15 protein-coding genes are annotated in these 18032 nt (G+C 57.9%); 10 read left to right on the forward strand and 5 right to left on the reverse strand.

Annotated elements, in window-relative coordinates:
- Window positions 1–16 precede the first annotated feature (16 nt).
- The 8 genes from LOC57_RS11830 (at window position 17) to LOC57_RS11865 (ending at window position 12211) form a co-directional block, all read left to right on the forward strand.
- The gene (locus LOC57_RS11830) at window positions 17–379 is read left to right on the forward strand and encodes a hypothetical protein (RefSeq protein WP_229959896.1); all 363 of its coding nucleotides are present in this window, start codon (window positions 17–19) and stop codon (window positions 377–379) included.
- Window positions 380–386: 7 nt separating this feature from the next.
- Window positions 387–1031, forward strand: coding sequence for a hypothetical protein (locus LOC57_RS11835; protein WP_229959898.1), 645 nt, complete (start codon window positions 387–389; stop codon window positions 1029–1031).
- Window positions 1032–1211: 180 nt separating this feature from the next.
- Entirely contained in the window at window positions 1212–1496 is a 285-nt protein-coding gene (locus tag LOC57_RS11840; RefSeq protein ID WP_229959900.1) for a hypothetical protein, read from the forward strand.
- A 505-nt stretch (window positions 1497–2001) separates the two neighbouring features.
- Window positions 2002–3111, forward strand: coding sequence for a DNA cytosine methyltransferase (locus LOC57_RS11845; protein WP_229959902.1), 1110 nt, complete (start codon window positions 2002–2004; stop codon window positions 3109–3111).
- Between the two features lie 107 nt (window positions 3112–3218).
- On the forward strand, window positions 3219–6557 hold the full coding sequence (locus LOC57_RS11850; RefSeq protein ID WP_229959904.1) for a sacsin N-terminal ATP-binding-like domain-containing protein: 3339 nt from the start codon (window positions 3219–3221) through the stop codon (window positions 6555–6557).
- 4 nt (window positions 6558–6561) lie between these two features.
- On the forward strand, window positions 6562–8127 hold the full coding sequence (locus tag LOC57_RS11855; protein ID WP_229959906.1) for an ATP-binding protein: 1566 nt from the start codon (window positions 6562–6564) through the stop codon (window positions 8125–8127).
- Window positions 8124–9122 carry a PD-(D/E)XK motif protein gene (locus LOC57_RS11860; RefSeq protein ID WP_229959908.1) on the forward strand — a complete coding sequence of 333 codons (999 nt, stop codon included), beginning with the start codon at window positions 8124–8126 and terminating at the stop codon, window positions 9120–9122. The genes LOC57_RS11855 and LOC57_RS11860 overlap by 4 nt, the downstream gene beginning before the upstream one ends.
- The gene (locus LOC57_RS11865; protein WP_229959910.1) at window positions 9122–12211 is read left to right on the forward strand and encodes a Z1 domain-containing protein; all 3090 of its coding nucleotides are present in this window, start codon (window positions 9122–9124) and stop codon (window positions 12209–12211) included. Before LOC57_RS11860 ends, LOC57_RS11865 begins: the two co-directional genes overlap by 1 nt.
- 273 nt (window positions 12212–12484) lie before the next feature.
- Here the strand turns inward: LOC57_RS11865 and LOC57_RS11870 are convergent, their stop codons facing one another.
- The 3 genes from LOC57_RS11870 to LOC57_RS11880 all read right to left on the reverse strand — a co-directional run bounded on the left by LOC57_RS11870 (window position 12485) and on the right by LOC57_RS11880 (window position 15579).
- Window positions 12485–13330 carry a DUF3883 domain-containing protein gene (locus tag LOC57_RS11870; RefSeq protein WP_229959912.1) on the reverse strand — a complete coding sequence of 282 codons (846 nt, stop codon included), beginning with the start codon at window positions 13328–13330 and terminating at the stop codon, window positions 12485–12487.
- 150 nt (window positions 13331–13480) lie between these two features.
- On the reverse strand, window positions 13481–14659 hold the full coding sequence (locus LOC57_RS11875; RefSeq protein ID WP_229959914.1) for a GDSL-type esterase/lipase family protein: 1179 nt from the start codon (window positions 14657–14659) through the stop codon (window positions 13481–13483).
- Between the two features lie 53 nt (window positions 14660–14712).
- The gene (locus LOC57_RS11880) at window positions 14713–15579 is read right to left on the reverse strand and encodes a helix-turn-helix transcriptional regulator (RefSeq protein ID WP_229959916.1); all 867 of its coding nucleotides are present in this window, start codon (window positions 15577–15579) and stop codon (window positions 14713–14715) included.
- A 98-nt stretch (window positions 15580–15677) separates the two neighbouring features.
- Between LOC57_RS11880 and LOC57_RS11885 the strand changes: the two genes are divergently transcribed.
- A complete protein-coding gene (locus LOC57_RS11885; protein ID WP_229959918.1) occupies window positions 15678–16274 on the forward strand; it encodes a VOC family protein in 597 nt (198 codons plus the stop codon).
- 30 nt (window positions 16275–16304) lie between these two features.
- Here the strand turns inward: LOC57_RS11885 and LOC57_RS11890 are convergent, their stop codons facing one another.
- Window positions 16305–17108, reverse strand: coding sequence for a helix-turn-helix domain-containing protein (locus LOC57_RS11890; RefSeq protein ID WP_229959920.1), 804 nt, complete (start codon window positions 17106–17108; stop codon window positions 16305–16307).
- 154 nt (window positions 17109–17262) lie between these two features.
- Here LOC57_RS11890 and LOC57_RS11895 point away from each other — a divergent pair, with 154 nt between their 5' ends.
- Entirely contained in the window at window positions 17263–17532 is a 270-nt protein-coding gene (locus LOC57_RS11895; RefSeq protein WP_229959922.1) for an Atu4866 domain-containing protein, read from the forward strand.
- A gap of 11 nt (window positions 17533–17543) precedes the next feature.
- On the opposite strand, the gene LOC57_RS11900 is transcribed toward LOC57_RS11895, so the two are convergent.
- Window positions 17544–17960: a VOC family protein gene (locus LOC57_RS11900; RefSeq protein WP_229959924.1), complete on the reverse strand. Its 417-nt coding sequence runs from the start codon at window positions 17958–17960 to the stop codon at window positions 17544–17546.
- Between the last annotated feature and the right edge of the window lie 72 nt (window positions 17961–18032).

The following is an 18032-nucleotide window of genomic DNA, read 5'->3' on the forward strand; positions in this document are numbered from 1 at the left end:
GGACATTATCGGCTGGTTGCAGGACTCCCAGCCCCACGAGCTGGCCAAGGTCCTCAAACCCGGTGATTCCCCGGCCGAACGCATCCTGGCAGAACACAAGCTGCTGAACCGGCTGTGCAAAGTGCTAAACAAACCCGCCACCAAGGAAGCCGGCATGCTTTCCGTGATCTTGGCGTCCTTCAAGCCATATTTCCGTGAGGTGCGGCTGGAGGGCACCTCGGATCCCAATATGGTGCACGATCTGCAAAACAAGCTGGACGCCGCGCAGATTTATCTGGATTCCGAAGTGGACGGTCTGGGCGTATATCCGCGAAGAGGGCAACAACGCTCTCTCCGGCTGGGTGGCGCCTGCCAAGTCGCGCTTCAACACCAGGTATAACGCCGGTGTGGCTGCCGGGGACAAAACTGATCAGGACGAGCTGGACCTGTTCCGCAAGGATTTGGGTTCTTTTGTCCGGGCCTATGATTTCCTCTCGCAGATCGTGAACTTTGCTGATCCTGACCTCGAGAAGCGCTCCATCTACTACAAGCACCTGCTGCCAGTTCTACGGGCAAACGATGCCCCGGTGGCACTGGACCTGTCCGGCGTTGTCCTGGCCAAGTACGCGCTGAAAGACAAGGGGCAGGCGCAGCTGCAGTTGAGCGATAACGACGCGGTGTTGAAACCCGCGCTCGACGTAGGTTCAGGTCAGACGAAGGACCCAGCGCTTGCGACGTGGGAGGAGATTATCCAGCAGGCGAATCTGCCTTTCGAAGGCGAAGAGCTGGACGCCGTGGCACACTTCGTGGAGGGGGTGCGGCGTGAGCTGGTGAAAAATCAGACCCTTCAAACCCAGGCGCGCAATAACTCTCGCACCCACTTCGGCAGCAGTCCTCATTTTGAAAACGCGGTCAACGATGCCGTTCAGAACTCGATGGAAAGTCACTACAACTTGAGCCTGCAGGCCCTGGGTGAGAAGACGAAGATGCGGGCGCTGCTAGCGACGTTGAGCGGGCTGATCTATGAGGAGCTGCAGGAGCAGGCATCATAAGACAGCTTCGGCGGAGCGTACTGTGAAACTTTGTCCTAGCCGCATCAAACCCATCACTATACTGGTACAAATATAGGATAAACGCGTGCATTCGAAGGTATCGCTGCAGAAGTGGTGAGTCGCACCAATTGCGATTCTTATGCCTATATTGCCAACACACCCATGCCCAAGGAATGCCGGATGGAACACTCAAAGAGCCCCCAAACTAATCACAACCTGTTGTCCAAGTCCGACATTGCTAAGGCACTTGGGATGTCTTCGCAGGCATTCGCGAATCGACAGTCGCGTGACACTGATTTCCCCCAAGCGACCTATTCCAACCGCTCCGGCACTGTCGCTCTTTATACAATTGAAGATGCACAAAAGGTTTACGAACATGTCACGAAAGCTGAGCGTGAGCGCCTCGCGAATGCTGCTCGCATGTTCGAGAACCTCTCAAACGAATCGTCAGCCGCAGGTTTGTAGAGCGGCACTCGACTAGGTAGTGGCGGTCGGCGATCCGGAGTTGATTGCGGAGGCCGGCGGAAGGGAGGTCGAACTGGCGTAGGGGCGGGCGGAGGGGTGGGGGCCCTAACAGCCCTCTCCTGAACGACCCCTCTCCGCTGAACACCCATCTCTCTGCAAGTGTCACTGAAACCATGCCCTAGGGCGACTGGTAGACCGACGTGGAAAGCCGCCCCGAAACGGGCTGGGAAACGTTCCAGAGATCGAGTCATTTCTAGGTTTCTTTCCGCCAGGCTGCGTACGGCGGCGGGCCAGCGTACGGTCCCGGAAGGGGTAGGCAAGCCGGTTGCGAGGTGCGGTAGCGTTGAATCACGCGGGCGCATAAACAGAGACCGAAATCGGGCGGAGGCTGCGATGGGGAGGCGCTCGCCGGTGACTACCCGCATGCGTACCGACATGATTCCATCCCCACAATGCCGGAGTGGTTGTTACGGGATGCGCGCAGAAGCCAGCTAGAATCCTAGACATGGCAGAACCACTACGACTCATTGATCTCTTCGCCGGTGCAGGCGGAATGACCGAAGGGTTTGAGTCCACCGGAAAATTCGAGACCGTTGTCGCAGTGGAGCATGATCAGCACGCCGCAGCGACGTATGCCCTCAATCAGAAAGCCGAACGGGTGTACGCAGGAAAAATTGAAGATTGGCTTGCGGAGGGGCGTGTGCCCGAAGCAGACGTGATCATAGGCGGGCCACCCTGTCAGGGCTTTTCAGCCCTAGGCAAGCAGGACGTCCAGGATGAGCGAAATTTCCTCTGGCGAAAATATGCCGAAACTATAATAGCGGCGAAACCCAAATACTTCGTCGTTGAAAACGTCCGACAGTTCTTAAAGTCTTCACAGTATGAAGAATTCGAGCAATGGACACAGCAGGGACAGCCTTTAGAGAAATATACTCTGCAGCCGTATCTCCTCAATGCCGCAGATTTTGGTGCATACCAATCACGGGTGCGGAGCATAGTGATTGGCCGGCTGAGGGAACTCCCAGCGGTACCAGATCCTCAGGGCCCGTTTGTTGGCTCTCATCGAACGGTAGGCGAAGCCTTCGCGTCAATTAGCGAACACGTAGTAGCAACTGAGTTCCCAAAGATGTCGTTCGAATACAATGGTCAGCAAATGCCTGGGCCGTATCACTCCCACGAACTTCATGTGACCAGGAACTATACAAAACTTTCGCTTGATCGATTTAAAGCGATTCCGGCAGGAGGAAATCGCTTCGACATCCCTGATGAGTTGCTCGCTGAGTGTTGGAAAAAACACAAGACGGGATCCGGCGATGTCATGGGCCGTCTACGAAGCAACCGGCCATCAGTTACTATCCGCACCGAATTTTTCAAACCGGAAAAGGGTAGGTACCTGCATCCCAACCCTAGTGTGCACCGGGCTATAACGCACTTTGAGGCCGCGAGGCTTCAGGGATTCCCGGACGACTATAAATGGGCGGGTTCAAAGACTTCCATCGCTCGCCAGATTGGTAACGCGGTGCCTGTGCAGCTCGCCAAGCACCTGGCAGACCTAATAGCTGGCCAGTTCAGTCGCGAGGTCTGCGTTGCTGATGTGGAGTCTTTAGCGGCGTAGCGGAGTCGGAGGCCCAGTCAACACCGCGCTGACAGCGCATGGAGCCTTGATAAAACTGATCAACAGCAGCGTAGCGTCGACATACAGCAATCCTTTGGGGGGAAACTTTGCCACATGATTCTTGGGCTGACATAGAGAGCGAGTTAAGTCGCTTTGTTGCCAGTGAGACACACCAAGCCCTGAATGCTTATCGAGCCCGCCCGGATCTTGTTCGCGAACATAGCAATATTGAACAGGCAATTACTGAGAGCGGCTATGGGCGCAAGCAGCTCAACGAGTTAATTCAAAATGCTGCAGACGCTGTTGACGTCCCAGATGGACGCATACGCGTGGTTCTGACTGCTGAAGCATTGTATTGCGCCAATGAGGGTTCACCTTTTACTGAAGCCGGGTACCGCACGCTAATGCTGTCGCATTCATCGGAGAAGCGGGACGACCAGATCGGTCGTTTCGGGCTCGGATTCAAATCCGTTATACAAATATCTGACTCGCCTCAGATTTTTAGTACGAGTGGTTCGGTCAGGTGGGACCGTACGCATAGTACGGAGTTGTTGGCGCCGCTAATGCCCGGATTGAGTTCGTACCCGGTCTTGCGAATCGCTACGCCGGTGAGCCCTGTTGAAGCGGCCAACGCAGATTCCATTCTGGACGAACTCATGTCCTGGGCGACAACGGTTGTGAAACTTCCGTTGGTTCAGCAGACTGCTTGGCTCAGTGAAGAGATGCGAAAGTTTCCGCATGAGTTCCTATTGTTTTCGCAAAATATTGGTCTTCTTGAATTTGACGATCGAGTCGAAGGATCGGTGACCGCGTGGTCCGCGAGACGAAATGGCTCAGACGTCCTCCTGGAGAACGGAGATGTGCGAGAGGAATGGAAGATCTTCCGGCACCGGCATCACGTCAGTCCCCAGGCCGCCGTTGAGGCAGGGTCGATTGCAGCACGGGAGACAGTGGACGTAACGTGGGCTGTTCCAATGGTAGGCAACCCCCGACGTCAGGTTGGGCAATTTTGGAACTACTTCCCAACCAGTTACAAGACCTCTCTACGAGGGATCGTGAATGCGGCTTTCAAGATGAACGAAGACCGCCACAGCATGCTGCACACGGTCTATAACAAGGAAATCCTGCAAAAAGCTGTCCCAATGATGGTTGCGGGCGCAATAGCAACATTCCAAGACGAATCCGACCCTGCGAGCTATTTGGACCTTTTACCCGCACGTGGACGCGAGCCTCTGTCGTGGGCTGACGCTACCATTAACGAACCAGTCTTTATTGCCCTTGCAGCCGTACCATCCCTGCCCGACAGAGCGGGCGATCTGCAGCCTATATCTGATCTGTTGTTCCCGCCGGAGCTGGAGGAAGCGACACGACTTGAGGAGATGTGGGACAACTGGGTCGGGCAGGATCGGCCGTGGTTGCATCGATCGGCTTCCGCGTCCAAGGAACGCCGGGTAATCGTGCGGCGTTTACTCTCGCTAGCGAACAAGGGGCGAACCGCCGTAGAACAGTGGCTCGAGGAAATCACATACCGTAAACAACTCGATGACTTTGAAAATGCCCTACGGCTAGCAGTCGAGATCGACAAGCGTCATCCTGACCATCGGACCGCGATGCGCCGAAGTCGCATCGTGCTCATGCAAGACGGAAGCGCGCGTGCGCCAATCACTACCAAGGTCTTCCTGCCGATTGACGAACATGACATCGGAGAGAATCTCGTCTCCTACGAGTTACTGCATCACGGCGACGCCAGCACGCACCTAAAGGCACTAGATTTTCAGGCCCTTGATGACCGAGGGAAAGTAGACCGCATCGCCCGCCAGGTGGCAAGGGATTACGAGGACGAAGGCGCAGCCGAATCGCTTTGGCGTCTTTCCAGGTCTCTACCAGTCCCGGAAATGCTGGCGATCATTGGCAACCGGATCGACGTCAGCGAACTCCGCGTTCGTGCAAAGGACGGTCGATGGCGTCCGACAACTGATGTCTGGCTGCCCAATGGCCTGATTCCCAGCAACAGCAGCGGCGACGAACACCTTATCGTTGACGATCTCTTTCATCGGCATGACCTCACACTGCTGAAGAACCTGAAGGTAAGGACCACACTTCCGGAACCCACCACTGCAAAGAGTGGGCTCACCTATGACTTATGGAAATCAGCCGAGTCTGCACGCCTTTCTGCAGAATCGAAAAGCTCACCGGTACCTGTGTCGGAAGCGTCTCTGCGTTTCGGTCCCGCATTGACAACTGATGGCCTTCATCTTCTCTCCAAGGCTTCCCCCCGCACACGGGAGAAGGTTACGCAGAAGATACTCTCAAACAGTCAATACAAAACTAAAGTGGAGTACAGTACGGCCTACAAGAAACCACAACTCGTCGAGGGTCCTGATATGTGGTGGGTTCGGAACTACGGTGTCCTACAAACCAGGCTTGACTTAGTGGACGTCAAGTACTGTGTAGGCGCAGTGGAAGGAATTCCTATAGGGTTCCTTCCCTACCCCGGGCCCGAACACGCTGAAAAGCTGCAGCTTCCAGACTCTGTTGGCGCGGTCAACTGGGGCTTCGCGCTTCCCTTAGCGGAGCAGAAACTCCCCTGTGGGCGCGTGCACGAGCTATACGGTCTACTGGCAAAACTTGGAGTTAGCCGACCTAAGGAGCTACTAGTCCAACAGCCAGATGGCTCAACTACCCGATACCCAGCGGAGTTCATCGCGGTAGCCGAAGACGGCGACACATATCAATTCCTTCTGCAAAAGGCGAAGGTCCCTGTCCTTCATACAGGAACAGCAGAGCTGACTGAAGCCCTTGAAGAGCAGTGGAAACTCAAGTCTCTCAAAGTGCAGTTTTTTAGCGCTTTCGAGCACGACACCGATAATGAGCGTGAAGTTTCCACGGTTGGCGCTCTGTATCCCTTCCTTCACCAGGTCGAGTCGAAAATTAAGCGGAGCACCAAGTGCATCCCCTGCCTGTCGCTGCGCACCGTCCGTTCAAACAGCTATGCCGACGAGCAAGACGTGGAACAACATGAGACGCTTCGGCTCGGGTCCAATTTCTACTATTCCTCCTCGTTGTCAAGCCGCCGGTTGCTTACAGCCCTACTGCAGGATGCTGGCAGTTCCCGCCGTGGAGCCGACGTCGAAGCAGAGATGCGAAGACTGGCGCAGATACATCGAACACCACCGACGGAGGAACCAGAGCTCGAACCAGCGGTTGAGCGGCTCAAGACGCACGTCACCGGATTTATCCCGTTGGACGCGTCAAGGAATCTCACGGAACAAATGAAGCTAATCGAACGAGCGGTCCTCCGCTACTTGGACACTCCAGATGCAAATGTATTTGACCTCCGACTGAACTTTGAGGTGGATACGTCGCAGGGCATGGCAAGTGAAACGGTCAATATGGTTGTAGAGAACATTTCGAAGCTCCAAGGTCAAGCAAAGTTCGAGGACTAGAGACATGAATGGATATGGGCTGGACGAACGGCAATGGTCCATCGAGACCGTCTTGCCGGCTCCCTCCACAATTGCGGCGATAGGAACGCACCATGACCTCACGAGCGCTATCGCCGACCTAGTCGACAACTCCATTGATGCCAAAGCCAGCCGCATTCGGATTCGGTTCATCCAGCGGGGCACCGCCATTCTCGGACTCCAAATAATCGATAATGGCAAAGGCCTTACAGCTGAGGGGGTCAAACGGGCAATGACGTTTGGTGCCCGTCGCGAGTACTCGTCTCAAGACCTTGGGCACTTCGGACTCGGTCTAAAGGCAGCGTCCCTTTCGCAGGCCACCGCCTTCGAAATCTACTCTCGTCAGAAATGGGCCCCGGCCGTGGGCCGGCGAATGGATCAGACGGTGAGCGAGGATTACAGCGTCGGTGTAATGGATCCAGGTGCGGCATCCGAACGGCTCGATGCCGTCCCAGGCATTGACCTGACGAGCGGCACGTTGGTGGAGTGGCGCGGCCTCAAAGATATAATCCACACATCCGATCAAGGCGAACTGGTTGAATGGAGAAACGCTAAACTTCGTTCGATCCGCGAACATCTGGGTGTGACCTTTCACCGCCATCTGCAGCGAGGCAGCGTTGAAATTGACTTAGACACTTTCGATGTCGAACGCGAAAGAACCCTGCCTCCATTGCAAGTCGACCCTATCGACCCCTTTGAGGATTCCCTGAAGCAGGAGGGTTATCCGCGGGAATTCGTCATCGAACTCCCCAACGGAGCATCGTGCGTGATCGAGGCACATGTGTTTCCTCCACGTTTGAGCTCTCCTGCCTTCGATTTGTATGGCGAGCCAGGAGAAGCCAGACAGGGAATCTATCTGTACCGACGTGACCGTCTTTTGTCCGGGGGACACAACTGGGCGGGCCTCCGTCTCCAAAAGAAAGAGTTAGGGCTCGGCAGGATAAAAATCGACTTAGGTCCGGACAACGAGCATTACATAGCGCTGAACCCTGAGAAGGTGACACCAGTATACTCAGCCGATTTCACCAAGGCTATGGTTAGTGCCCGCACCTCGGGTCCTTCGGCTTTGTATTTGGACTCGTACTTTGACGATCTTCAACGTCACTACAAAGTCTCGAAGAAATCGAAGCGCCAAGCGATACGACTAGTAGAACCCGCTGTAGGTCTGAATCCAGCCGTCCTATCAGACCTCGGAGATCTTCAAGAATTTGCTGATTTTGACCCGATCGACCTGCGTTTCGTCACACTCCCGTCCACGGAGTTGTTTCGCGCAGATCGCATCGCCCGCCGCATCGACGTTAATGCGGAAGTTATCCGAAAAGTTTATGGGTCCGTGGGCAGGCTGAGTAACCGAGACGGACAACTCCTAAAGACTTTCCTCTACTTCCTCCTGGAAGAGGACTTTAAAGTTGAGAAAAGGTGGACCGGCGTGCGGGAAGACAGGCATCATATCTTGAATAACGTGCTCTTGCGTGCATTCGCTGAGGATTTCGGCTGCATAGGCCAGTACCGAGACCAAAACGAAGTGCCGAGTGGGGGAACTAGCAAATGATTTGGCCTTCATCCGAAGAGGGCCGGAGACTTGACCCCGAAACTATTGAGCGATACTTCAGGTCCCCAAATACCGTCGTGCATCTGCTCTCCCAAAGCCCCAGGTGCGAACTCCGCATCGAACCTGCCACGGAATACATGGAACTACGCGTCCCTGCCGACGGATCCTACCCAGATCTAAGTCTTTTCGAGAACATCGAAATTGACTATGTCACAGACCCGGATCGGAATTGTTTCATACTCCGTCTCGCAGCTAACGGAATGCGGTACGCCGCATACACATTTATCGCCAAAATCGTCGAGGAACTACAACACGGACATTTCTTCGCCACCGCAATCTCACACGGTATCGCCGAATATGAGTTACTCCTTCGGAGCCGCAAGCTGCTGAGTCCAGAGAAGCAAACAGGACTCCTGGGGGAACTTTTGCTCCTGAGGCATCTCTGCACCATAGACCCGGGGCTGGCCCTTGCCTCGTGGCTAGGACCGGAGGCAGAGCAACACGACTTCTCGTTCAATACTTTTGACTTGGAAGTTAAAACCACCAGGTTAGAACGGCGCATTCACCGCATCGGGTCAGCTACTCAACTTGAACCCACCGCAAACCGCCCTCTTATGTTCCTGTCCATTCAAGTCACCGCTGCCGGCGGCGCAGACAGGGCATTTAGCCTTGTAGACCTGGTAGAAGACATTCAGTCCCTCCTTGGGTATGAGGACCTCGCTTTTAACGGCTACATGGCCCACCTTGGATGGCGGGCATCGGACGTCGAATCATATCGCCGTAAGTACATGCTCCGGTCCCACCCGGCGTTCTACCCCGTGGACGACCGATTTCCCTCTCTCCAGGATGCTGTTCTACGCCGAGTAATTCTCAACTACGAGCACTTGTCAGATATTTCATACCGGACGGATGTTTCACACCTAGATTCGGCAACTGTTCCTGAAACACTAAGTGGATTCTCCACTTATGCCGATACGCTTTTACGGAGGTCTTGATGTTCCAAACCGAAACCAAAAAAGACGCAATCACCAGCGCCATCGCGATGATTGCTGAAAAAGGACCCAAACCCCTCCTCGGTCGTGTCAATTTTTCTCTGGAGGAAGACGGCGTGGAGACGATCACGCGTGAGGAACTGACTGACCTCCTCACGGCGGAAGGTGATCCGAACGATTCCACCCAGGTCGAATTCCGATTGGCGTTGTCCCGGTGGGATCAAACAACAGATTCCCATTGGCTTAGCGAGGCACCGCAAGCAGCCATCCAGCCAAAAGGCAGGGAACGCCGGGCCTACGTACTGAGCAGACTCGGTTTTTCCGAGCACGATTTTGAGGCCATCAACTCCTTCTACCCCGTCATCAACGCTGGCGTCATGGTCGCCAATCCCACGGATGGGCGATGGCCATGGTATTCGTCAGACCGTCGAGCACGTAGCCACTATTGGGATGTATATCAGGGGATACTCAAACGCCGAGGTTTCGATCCTGATGCCATCGTCGCACTGGATGAGTCAACTACCCAGATAGTCAGCAGGTTCGCGGACCCCACGTGGGACGAAACCTACCAAGCAAAAGGCCTCGTCGTAGGTCATGTCCAAAGCGGGAAGACAGCGAACTTTACCGGCACAGTGGCAAAAGCCATCGATGCTGGCTACCGCCTCATCATCGTCCTGACCGGCACTCTCGAGCTCCTTCGAAGCCAAACCCAACGCCGGCTCGATAAGGAACTGGTCGGCTTCGAGAACATCGTAGGCGGAATCGATCTGTCGGACGAAATGCTCGCACGCGAAACCATCGACTATATTGCTAACCAGGACGCCGACTGGCTAGCGGGCGACAAGTTCGTAAAGTTCGGCTACGACCCAGAGAGCGTTCCGGGTGTCCCGCATATTATTCGCCTTACGAAAAGCAGTGACGATTATAAATCTCTTCGCGCGGGCCTCAGCACATTGGACTATAAATCCCATATCCGTAATCCGGAGCAGAAGATTTACCATCCAGACAACCTGTGGGACACCCCCGTTCGTCTGGTTGTGATCAAGAAGAACGCCACAGTCCTGCGCAAACTAATCAAAGATCTCAAACAGATTAGAGGCAACACTCAAGACTATCCGGCTTTGATTATTGACGATGAGGCCGACCAGGCTGGCATCAATACCAAGAAACCTCCCGTGAAGCTATCTAAGGAAGAACAGGAGGAAGAAAATAAACAAACAAGGGAGCGCACTGCAATCAACAAGCTCCTGTCGGAACTGCTGGGTATATTGCCGCGCTCCCAGTACGTCGGATACACCGCAACCCCGTTTGCAAACGTCTTTATCGATGCGTCAGACGTCGATGATATCTATCCCAAGGACTTTATTTTCAGTTTGACTCCTCCCGACGCCTACATGGGCGGTAGGTCCTTTCATGACCGTCAGTTAGTCCTCGGTCCCGACGAGGAAAAGACCCCCGCAACCAGTAATCAGGCGGCATATGTGAGGGATATTCGTTCAACGCCGGATATGGCCGAAGACCGAGAATGCGAAATGCAGCGGTCCGTAGATTCATTTGTTCTCTCCGGAGTAATCAAACTATGGCGCGAAGCAAGAGGCAGCCGGGGGGACTTCAAGCACCACACGATGCTCTTTCACGAATCGGTGAAGCAGGTAGAGCACAATGCTCTCGCTGACGAAATCCATCGGCTATGGAAGCGGTCGGATTATCTTGGGTTTGACGGATATGACCGCTTGGCGAAGCTCTGGGAAGATGATTATTCCATCGTAATGCAGGATCTGGCATGCAGGACTGATATTGAGTTACCCGATCCACGAATGCACCTAATTCCGTCCTCGTTTGATGACGTTGCAGTTTATCTGCCAGAAGTTATAAAGCGTGTAGAGAACGGCCTCCGGCCAATTGCTGTCGTGAACGGCGATAAAGACAGTGAGTACACCCAGGCTGGAGCGGATTTCCAGAAGGGGCCCGTTTGGAAAATACTCGTGGGTGGAGCCAAGCTCTCTCGCGGCTACACAATCGAAGGGCTCACGGTAACTTGGTACTCACGCAAAGCACTGGCAGCGGACACCCTGATGCAGATGGGCCGTTGGTTCGGGTACCGCCCTGGCTATCGGGATCTCGTGCGGCTATACATCGGGCGCAATGTTCCAGCTTCAGCTAAGAGCTCTCAGACCTACGATCTCTATGAGGCTTTCGAGTCAATTATTGGTGATGAGGAAGAATTTCGTGATCAGCTTGAGCAGTTTGCTGAGCTCGATGAAAACGGCCAGCCTCAGGTGCGTCCAATTGAGATACCACCGCTGGTGTCACAGAGTTTGCCATGGCTCCGACCCACAGCTCGCAGTCGAATGTACAACGCCCAGATTGTTCAATATGCAAAGGGCGATCGTTTCAAGGATTTTTTCTATCTCCCTCCTCGCCATCCGAAGCAAAACCGAAATCGCGAAAACTTGAAAGCCATCGCCCCCGTCCTGCGTCTACTCACGAATAGGGAGTCGTTCGAATACAAGACAGTAACCGGGGAACTATCTTCTTATAAGGCGCGAGCCGGACTTGTCCCCGCGCAACTAGTTGTTGACGCCCTACGCGGTTTCGCTTGGAGTAAGCCTGGCCTCGCTGACGCAGATATTAAGTTTGTTGAAGAATCAATTGGGAAGGGAAGCATCACGCACTTCAAGGTCGTAATGCCAATACCTAAGGATGTAGTCACTCGAATGATCGATCTTGATGAGACGGGGGCCACTGACTTCCCGATCATTGAGCGAAAGAGACGTGCACGCGGCGATTTCTCCGGATCATCCCGGTGGACGCGACAGCCTCTTGAGAAAAATTTCACTAGTAAGAAAGAACCAAACGATTCGTCTTCCCGCACGACGGGTGCCGTCATAGTGACCCTTGCTGCAGATCAGTGGGGCGACCAAGGACCATTCTCCAACCCAGCTGGTTTGAATCCTGATGTGGTCAGTCCCGAAGATATAGCGACACTTTTCTCGTGGGCCCTCCCCCATGCTGCTGCGCCGAAGGGCAAGGCCGGCTTCAGCGTTCTGGTACCCGACCGCCGAGATGAACCGACCGTAGAAGCACGCTGATTTCTGGCCCACGGTCTGTCGGCACCTCGTGAGCCCCTGGGTAGACGGCTGGATAAAGATGACGCGACTTTGTTCCTCTGCCAGTTCCACCAAGATTGTTCCCGAGTCCTCGGAGCTCACCGGTGTCGTGCTAGATCCGAGTTGATGAGGCGCCGCCGTCGATGACGGCGGCGCCTACGCACCCATCGGGGAACAGCAGGATGTCGGAGACGCTGGGACACCACGGTAACCATATAGGCATGGACTGCCCCCTCTGGTCGAGATCTCGTCTGCTCAGGAACTGCGAGGTACAGCGGAATAGTCGTACGGCCGCAAGACGCAGCTTTCCTCAAGTGACCCTCGGAGGGTATAAAACGCCTGCTTTGGCTTGCCGAACTGGAACAATCTATATAAGTAGTAGTTCATTGGCTCTTCCCTGCTGAACCTCAACTCGTTGCGGCTCACGAAAAAGGGCCACTCCTTTGACCTGCGAGTAGTCTTGACCTCGATGAACCTGCTGCTTCCGTCGGTATTGAACGAACGAATGTCGTACCCCAGACCGTCTCCTTCAGACACGGACACATGCTGAACTTTCTTCGCCAGATCCATACGCCCAGCGGCATGCAACCGGAGCTGCTCAAACTCCACGGTTGATTCTTCTCCGGCAAGTCCTAGCGCTCTCTTCATCGCTTCAACTCTCGGAAAATCAATCCGTCCAGCGGAATGCCCGTGAAAAATTTCTTCGGAGACTTCGACCACCGGTGGGGCAACCTCCTCCAAGAGGTAGTCAGTGGGCCCGATCTCCGGTGTATCGATCACCTTCAGCATGAGGGAGTCGAGGTCGTAATTGCTCTGGCGTTCCGCTTGCACAGCGCTGCGCAGCGCTTCCTGAACATTACTTCGTGGTTTGTATCCCTCGATATACAGCGAGCCCATTTCACGCAGTACGTGACTTATGTTGCTGTGCTTGAACTCAATAGCTCCGGGGCTTCTGCCTATCTGTTCCTGGAGCTTTCGATTGGCCGCGCGCTTGTTATACGGCTTCCCCTCCAGCTCAGACCGAAGCATCCGGAAATACGCTTCAATGGTCAGAACGATCTCTGCGTCGCTCCACGATTTACCTGTTTCCCCCAGTGTCATTTACTGAGCATAACCGTCGGATGGAACCGGCCCCGCAGAATACAATGGCGAACGCTTTCGTCGCTCGTCGCGTTCTAACGGCATGCAGCTGCTCCCGCTAGCCCCATCGAATACTTGCCGGGTCCGTACTTCCACCAGTCAGTATGAGTATCAGGCTTGCGCCGGACAATCTGTATCTTCAGCCACCTTCCCAAACGGCCCCTCAGCCGCAAAGGCATACTTCGCAAACCGCTCCCCGATCAGCTGGTGCGTAGCGGCGTCAGGATGCAACGCATCAGGCAACGGATGCTCCTCAGCATCCCCGGCCCCGTACAGACTCAGCCCGTCCAGATAGAACAGATTCGGATCCTCCGCGCGCCGCTCCACCAGCGACTCCAACGCCTCGCGGATCACCCGCAGCGTCAGCTGGCCCGCAGCCACACCCTCCGCCGCACCGGTGGCAATGAACTTCACCTGCCCCGTCCCAAACGACGACGGATCGAAAGCACCGGGCCCGGGAGTGTCCTCATGGATGCCGCAGAAGATCGGCGAAATGAGCACCAGCGGGATTTCCGGATGCCCTTCGCGGATGGTGTCCAGGAACCCGTGCACCGCCGGCACAAACGCACGCAGCCGCATCGAATCCATGTTCACCACGTTGATGCCCAGCTTCACGCTGATCAGGTCCGCCGAGGTATCCCGCATCACCTGCGCGGTAAACGGGTCCACCAGGGCGCTGCCGCCCAGGCCCAGGTTGTGCAGCTCCACCCCGCCAAGCCGCGCCGCCACCGCAGGCCAGATGCCCGACGGCGTCGCGGCATTGGAGCCGTGGCTGATCGAGCTGCCGTGATGCAGCCACACCGGCCGCCCGGAGTCGTGCGCCGCCAGCGGAGCGTCCGACCGCAGCTCGACCAGCTCCACCGCTTCGTTGTGCGGCAGCCAGATCTCCACCAGCTTGGATCCCGCAGGCAAGGAAAACGCGCTGACGTGCGACTCCCCGTCCACATGCCGGCTCGCCCCGGTGGACATGTTCACCTCGGTGTACGAACCGCCGGTGAGCTCGTCGCTGTGCACCAGCTCGCCGTCGACCAGCAGGTCAACGAATCCCCGCGGCCGGTCCGCGCCCAGGTAGACCACACGCGTGGGATGCGTGACCAGCTCGACCTGTTCCGCCGTCGTCGTGAACACCAGCCGGACGCCGGAGGGCTGGGACTCGGCCATCATCAGCTGCGGATCGGGGAAACGTGTACGCACCGATGCGGGCAGCCGGTGCGGCCGCAGCCCCCGGGCGGCGGTTTCGAGTTCCGCGGCGCCGCGAACGAGTGAGGGCGTAATGGCAGTGGTGATCACGGGTTAAGTCTTATCGCAGGCTCGGTCAATTCCGAAAAGCGCCGGCGGTGCCGCTAGGACTCAGCCGCGGAGCGGCGGTAGCCGCTGGGTGTGAAGCCGAGCACCTCACGGAAGTCGGCGGCCAGGTGCGCGTGGTCGGCATAGCCCAGGTCGGCGGCAACGTCGGCAATGGCGGTTTCCGGATGCAGCCGCAGCCGTTCCGCCGCCTCCTGCAGCCGGTAGCGGCGGATCATGGCCAGCGGCGGCAAGCCGACATATCGCCGGGCTAGGCGCTGCACCGTCCGCACCGAGACGCCGAGCTGCCCGGCAAGCTGGTCCACCCGGGTGATCGACGCATCCGCCGGAATCAGGTCCTCCAGCCGGTTCGCGAGCTGCCCCTCGGCGTCGGGAGCGGGAACGTGTGCTTCCAGCCAACGGGCGGCCGTGGCGACGGCGGCAGTGCGGCGCACCTCAGCGGGGTCGACGGCGGCATGCGGTACGACGCCGGCCCCGGCACCTTCGCGGTCGGCCCCGGCCGCGTCGTCGTCCCCCTCTGGCTCGCCGGCCATCGCTTCCACCACCGCGGCCAGCAAGTCCGGAGCATTGACCGGGATTTCAGTGTCGCGCATGCTGCCCGGATCGTCAGTGAATACCGGCACTGCGGCGGGACGCAGCAGCAGGCCCACCGCCCAGCCCCGGCCGGACAGGTCGCGGAAGGACCGCCGGGTGGCCGGACCGGAAAGCGTGACCCCGTCCTTGTCCACCACAAGGTTCAACGCTGGAAAGGGCAGGACCTCCTGCCGGGACACCCGCCCCGGAGCAAGGTTCCATTCCGGAATCCACACCCAGCGGACCCGGTCCGCCAACTCTTCCGCCGGCAGGATCCGGTGGAACTCAGGCAGCCGTGCCGGGTACAAGGTGCCGCGCCATTGCTCGACCATCGCTCCCCTATCCCCGCAATGAACTTCCTGAACCGGTTGCCCGGACCCTGTCGCGAATCTTCAAGCCCGGCCCCTGCCGCGCTGCCTACGCTGGCACCATGACTACAACAAACACACCGAATTCAAGCACACCGAACACCGGGACAACCGGCAAGACCCCGGCCGGCGTCACCGGAACCCACACCACCAACGGCATACCGCACGGTGCCACCACCCTGACCCCGTTCCTGGCCGTCCCGGATGCCCGGGCCGCGATCGACTTCTACCGGGACGTCTTTGGCGCCCGGCCCGTCGACATCACCGAGATGGGCGGGGTGGTGGTGCATGCGGACCTGGACTTCGGCACCGGGCGGCTCCAGCTGGGCGAACCGAACGCGCAGTTCGGGCTGGTCCCGATGCCGTCCGGCGACGAGGACTGCTATTCCATGGGCCTCTACTGCGCCAACGCAGACGAGACCGTGGCGCGGGCCGAAGCCGCCGGCGCGACCATCCGGGAACCGCTGAGCACCTTCGTCTCGGGAGACCGGTTCGCCAGTATCCGCGACCCGTTCGGGGTGCGCTGGTCCGTGATGAGCCGGGTGGAAGACCTGTCCGAGGAGGAAAGCGCCCGCCGGGTCGCGGAATGGGCGGCAGAGCAGTCCGAGGAGGAAAGCGCCCGCCGGGTCGCGGAATGGGCGGCAGAGCAGTCCGGCTAGGGCCGCGCGGCTTTTAGGGGCGCGCGGCCATCAGGACCGCACAGCCAGCAGTGATTTCATCCGCTGCTGGCTGGAACCGTCGGCCTCGGCCTCGTACACCACCAGTTGCTGCCCCGGTGCTTCTGCCACCTGGAAGGTATAGAAGGTGACGGCAATCGTGCCGGCCCGCTCGTGGTGCAGGACCTTGCCCTCCCGTGTTTTCGGCTCGACCGAAAACAACTGCCACAACCGGTCGAACTCCGAGTCGGTCCGCAGCTCGGCGATCAGCGCCTCCCGTTCCTGCCGATCGGGGTGGAAATCCATGGTGGTGCGCAGCGCGCCGACACAGGACTCGGCCGCCCGGTTCCAGTCGGCGAAGAAGTGCCGGCCCGCCGGGTCCAGGAACACGTTCCGGGCAAAGTTCCCCTCGTCCGCGAAGCCGCTAAAGAGCGCCTCCGCCAACGGGTTGAGCTGCGTGATGTTCAGCAGTGAATCCAGAATGAACGCGGCCGAATCCGTGGACGTTTCCAGCAGGTGTGCCAGCGAGGGATCCACCGCCCGAGGGGACGAGGTCCGCTGCGGCGAGCGCCCGGCGAGCAGGTGCAGGCGCTCGTCCTGGTGCCGGGTCATCTGCAGTGCCGCCGACAGGGCGGTGAGAACCTGCCCGGACGGGTTCTTCTCGCGGCCCTGCTCCAGGCGCAGGTAGTAGTCGGTGCTCAGCCCCGCCAGTTCGGCAACTTCTTCGCGCCGCAGCCCGGGCACCCGGCGTCGGGTGTGGCTGGCGAACGGATACAAAGCTGCGTCCGCAGCGTTGCGGCGGGCCCGCAGGAACGCCCCCAGATTGTCTTCCCCCATGTCACCAGCCTATCGATTGCCACCAAGGGTGGGTGAAGCGCACCCATGCTCGACGACGGGATTCTCCCTAGGCTCGAAACCAAGACTGCCGGGATCTACCTCGATTCTTCCCGACTCCCGGCACTTCCCGGCACGACCCCTAGGAGAACTCAGCATGGCAACGCACGGCAGCAAGACCCAGGACCTCGACGTCGTCGGTATGTGGGTGACCGCAGACGGCTACATCCGGCAGGAACTGCTGCCCAACGGACGCTACGACGAAGCACGCGGCGACCGGGCCAGCGCCTACACCGGCAGCTACACGGTCACCGGAGCCCACCTGGACTACCGGGACGACACCGGCTTCACCGCAACCGGCGACATCCGCGACGGCGTCCTCTACCACGAGCACCTCGTGCTCTACCGCGAGACTCCGATCCAGTAGAGCAGCCGGCCCTACGAGTCCTGCCCCTCGATGCTGATCATCCAGCTCGTCCCGAACCGGTCCGTCAGCATCCCGAACAGGTCACCCCACGGCGCCCTCTCCAACGGCAGGTCCATCTGGCCGCCGTCGAGCAGCCGATCCCAGTAGCCGCGCAGTTCCTCCGCGTCGTTGCCGCTGAGTGAGATGGAGTAGCTGCTGCCCTCGTTCAGGTTCATGCCCGACGGCGTGTCCGAGGCCATCAGCACAAAGCCGTTGTCGGTGGTCAGGGCGGAGTGCATGATCTTGTTGCCCTCGGCGGGGTCGTCAGCCATGTTCATGTCGGCGAACGTGCTGGATTCCAGCGTGCCGCCGAACACGCTCTGGTAGAAGTCCATCGCCTCCCGGGCGTTGTCCCGGAAGCTGAGGTAGGGATTCATCTGGCTGGGCATAGCTGTCTCCTTGTGGGGGTTCCTTGCGGGCGTTCCTTACGGGGTTCCTTACGCGGACAGTACCTCGCCAGA

The sequence above is a fragment of the Arthrobacter sp. zg-Y750 genome (genome assembly GCF_020907365.1).
Taxonomy (GTDB): Bacteria; Actinomycetota; Actinomycetes; order Actinomycetales; family Micrococcaceae; genus Arthrobacter_B.

Coding starts and splice junctions, on each gene's coding strand:
- LOC57_RS11840 (WP_229959900.1), top strand. CDS start 1,212: ATGGAACACTCAAAGAGCCCCCAAACTAATCACAACCTGTTGTCCAAG.
- LOC57_RS11845 (WP_229959902.1), top strand. CDS start 2,002: ATGGCAGAACCACTACGACTCATTGATCTCTTCGCCGGTGCAGGCGGA.
- LOC57_RS11855 (WP_229959906.1), top strand. CDS start 6,562: ATGAATGGATATGGGCTGGACGAACGGCAATGGTCCATCGAGACCGTC.
- LOC57_RS11860 (WP_229959908.1), top strand. CDS start 8,124: ATGATTTGGCCTTCATCCGAAGAGGGCCGGAGACTTGACCCCGAAACT.
- LOC57_RS11865 (WP_229959910.1), top strand. CDS start 9,122: ATGTTCCAAACCGAAACCAAAAAAGACGCAATCACCAGCGCCATCGCG.
- LOC57_RS11870 (WP_229959912.1), bottom strand. CDS start 13,330: ATGACACTGGGGGAAACAGGTAAATCGTGGAGCGACGCAGAGATCGTT.
- LOC57_RS11880 (WP_229959916.1), bottom strand. CDS start 15,579: ATGGTCGAGCAATGGCGCGGCACCTTGTACCCGGCACGGCTGCCTGAG.
- LOC57_RS11885 (WP_229959918.1), top strand. CDS start 15,678: ATGACTACAACAAACACACCGAATTCAAGCACACCGAACACCGGGACA.
- LOC57_RS11890 (WP_229959920.1), bottom strand. CDS start 17,108: ATGGGGGAAGACAATCTGGGGGCGTTCCTGCGGGCCCGCCGCAACGCT.
- LOC57_RS11895 (WP_229959922.1), top strand. CDS start 17,263: ATGGCAACGCACGGCAGCAAGACCCAGGACCTCGACGTCGTCGGTATG.
- LOC57_RS11900 (WP_229959924.1), bottom strand. CDS start 17,960: ATGCCCAGCCAGATGAATCCCTACCTCAGCTTCCGGGACAACGCCCGG.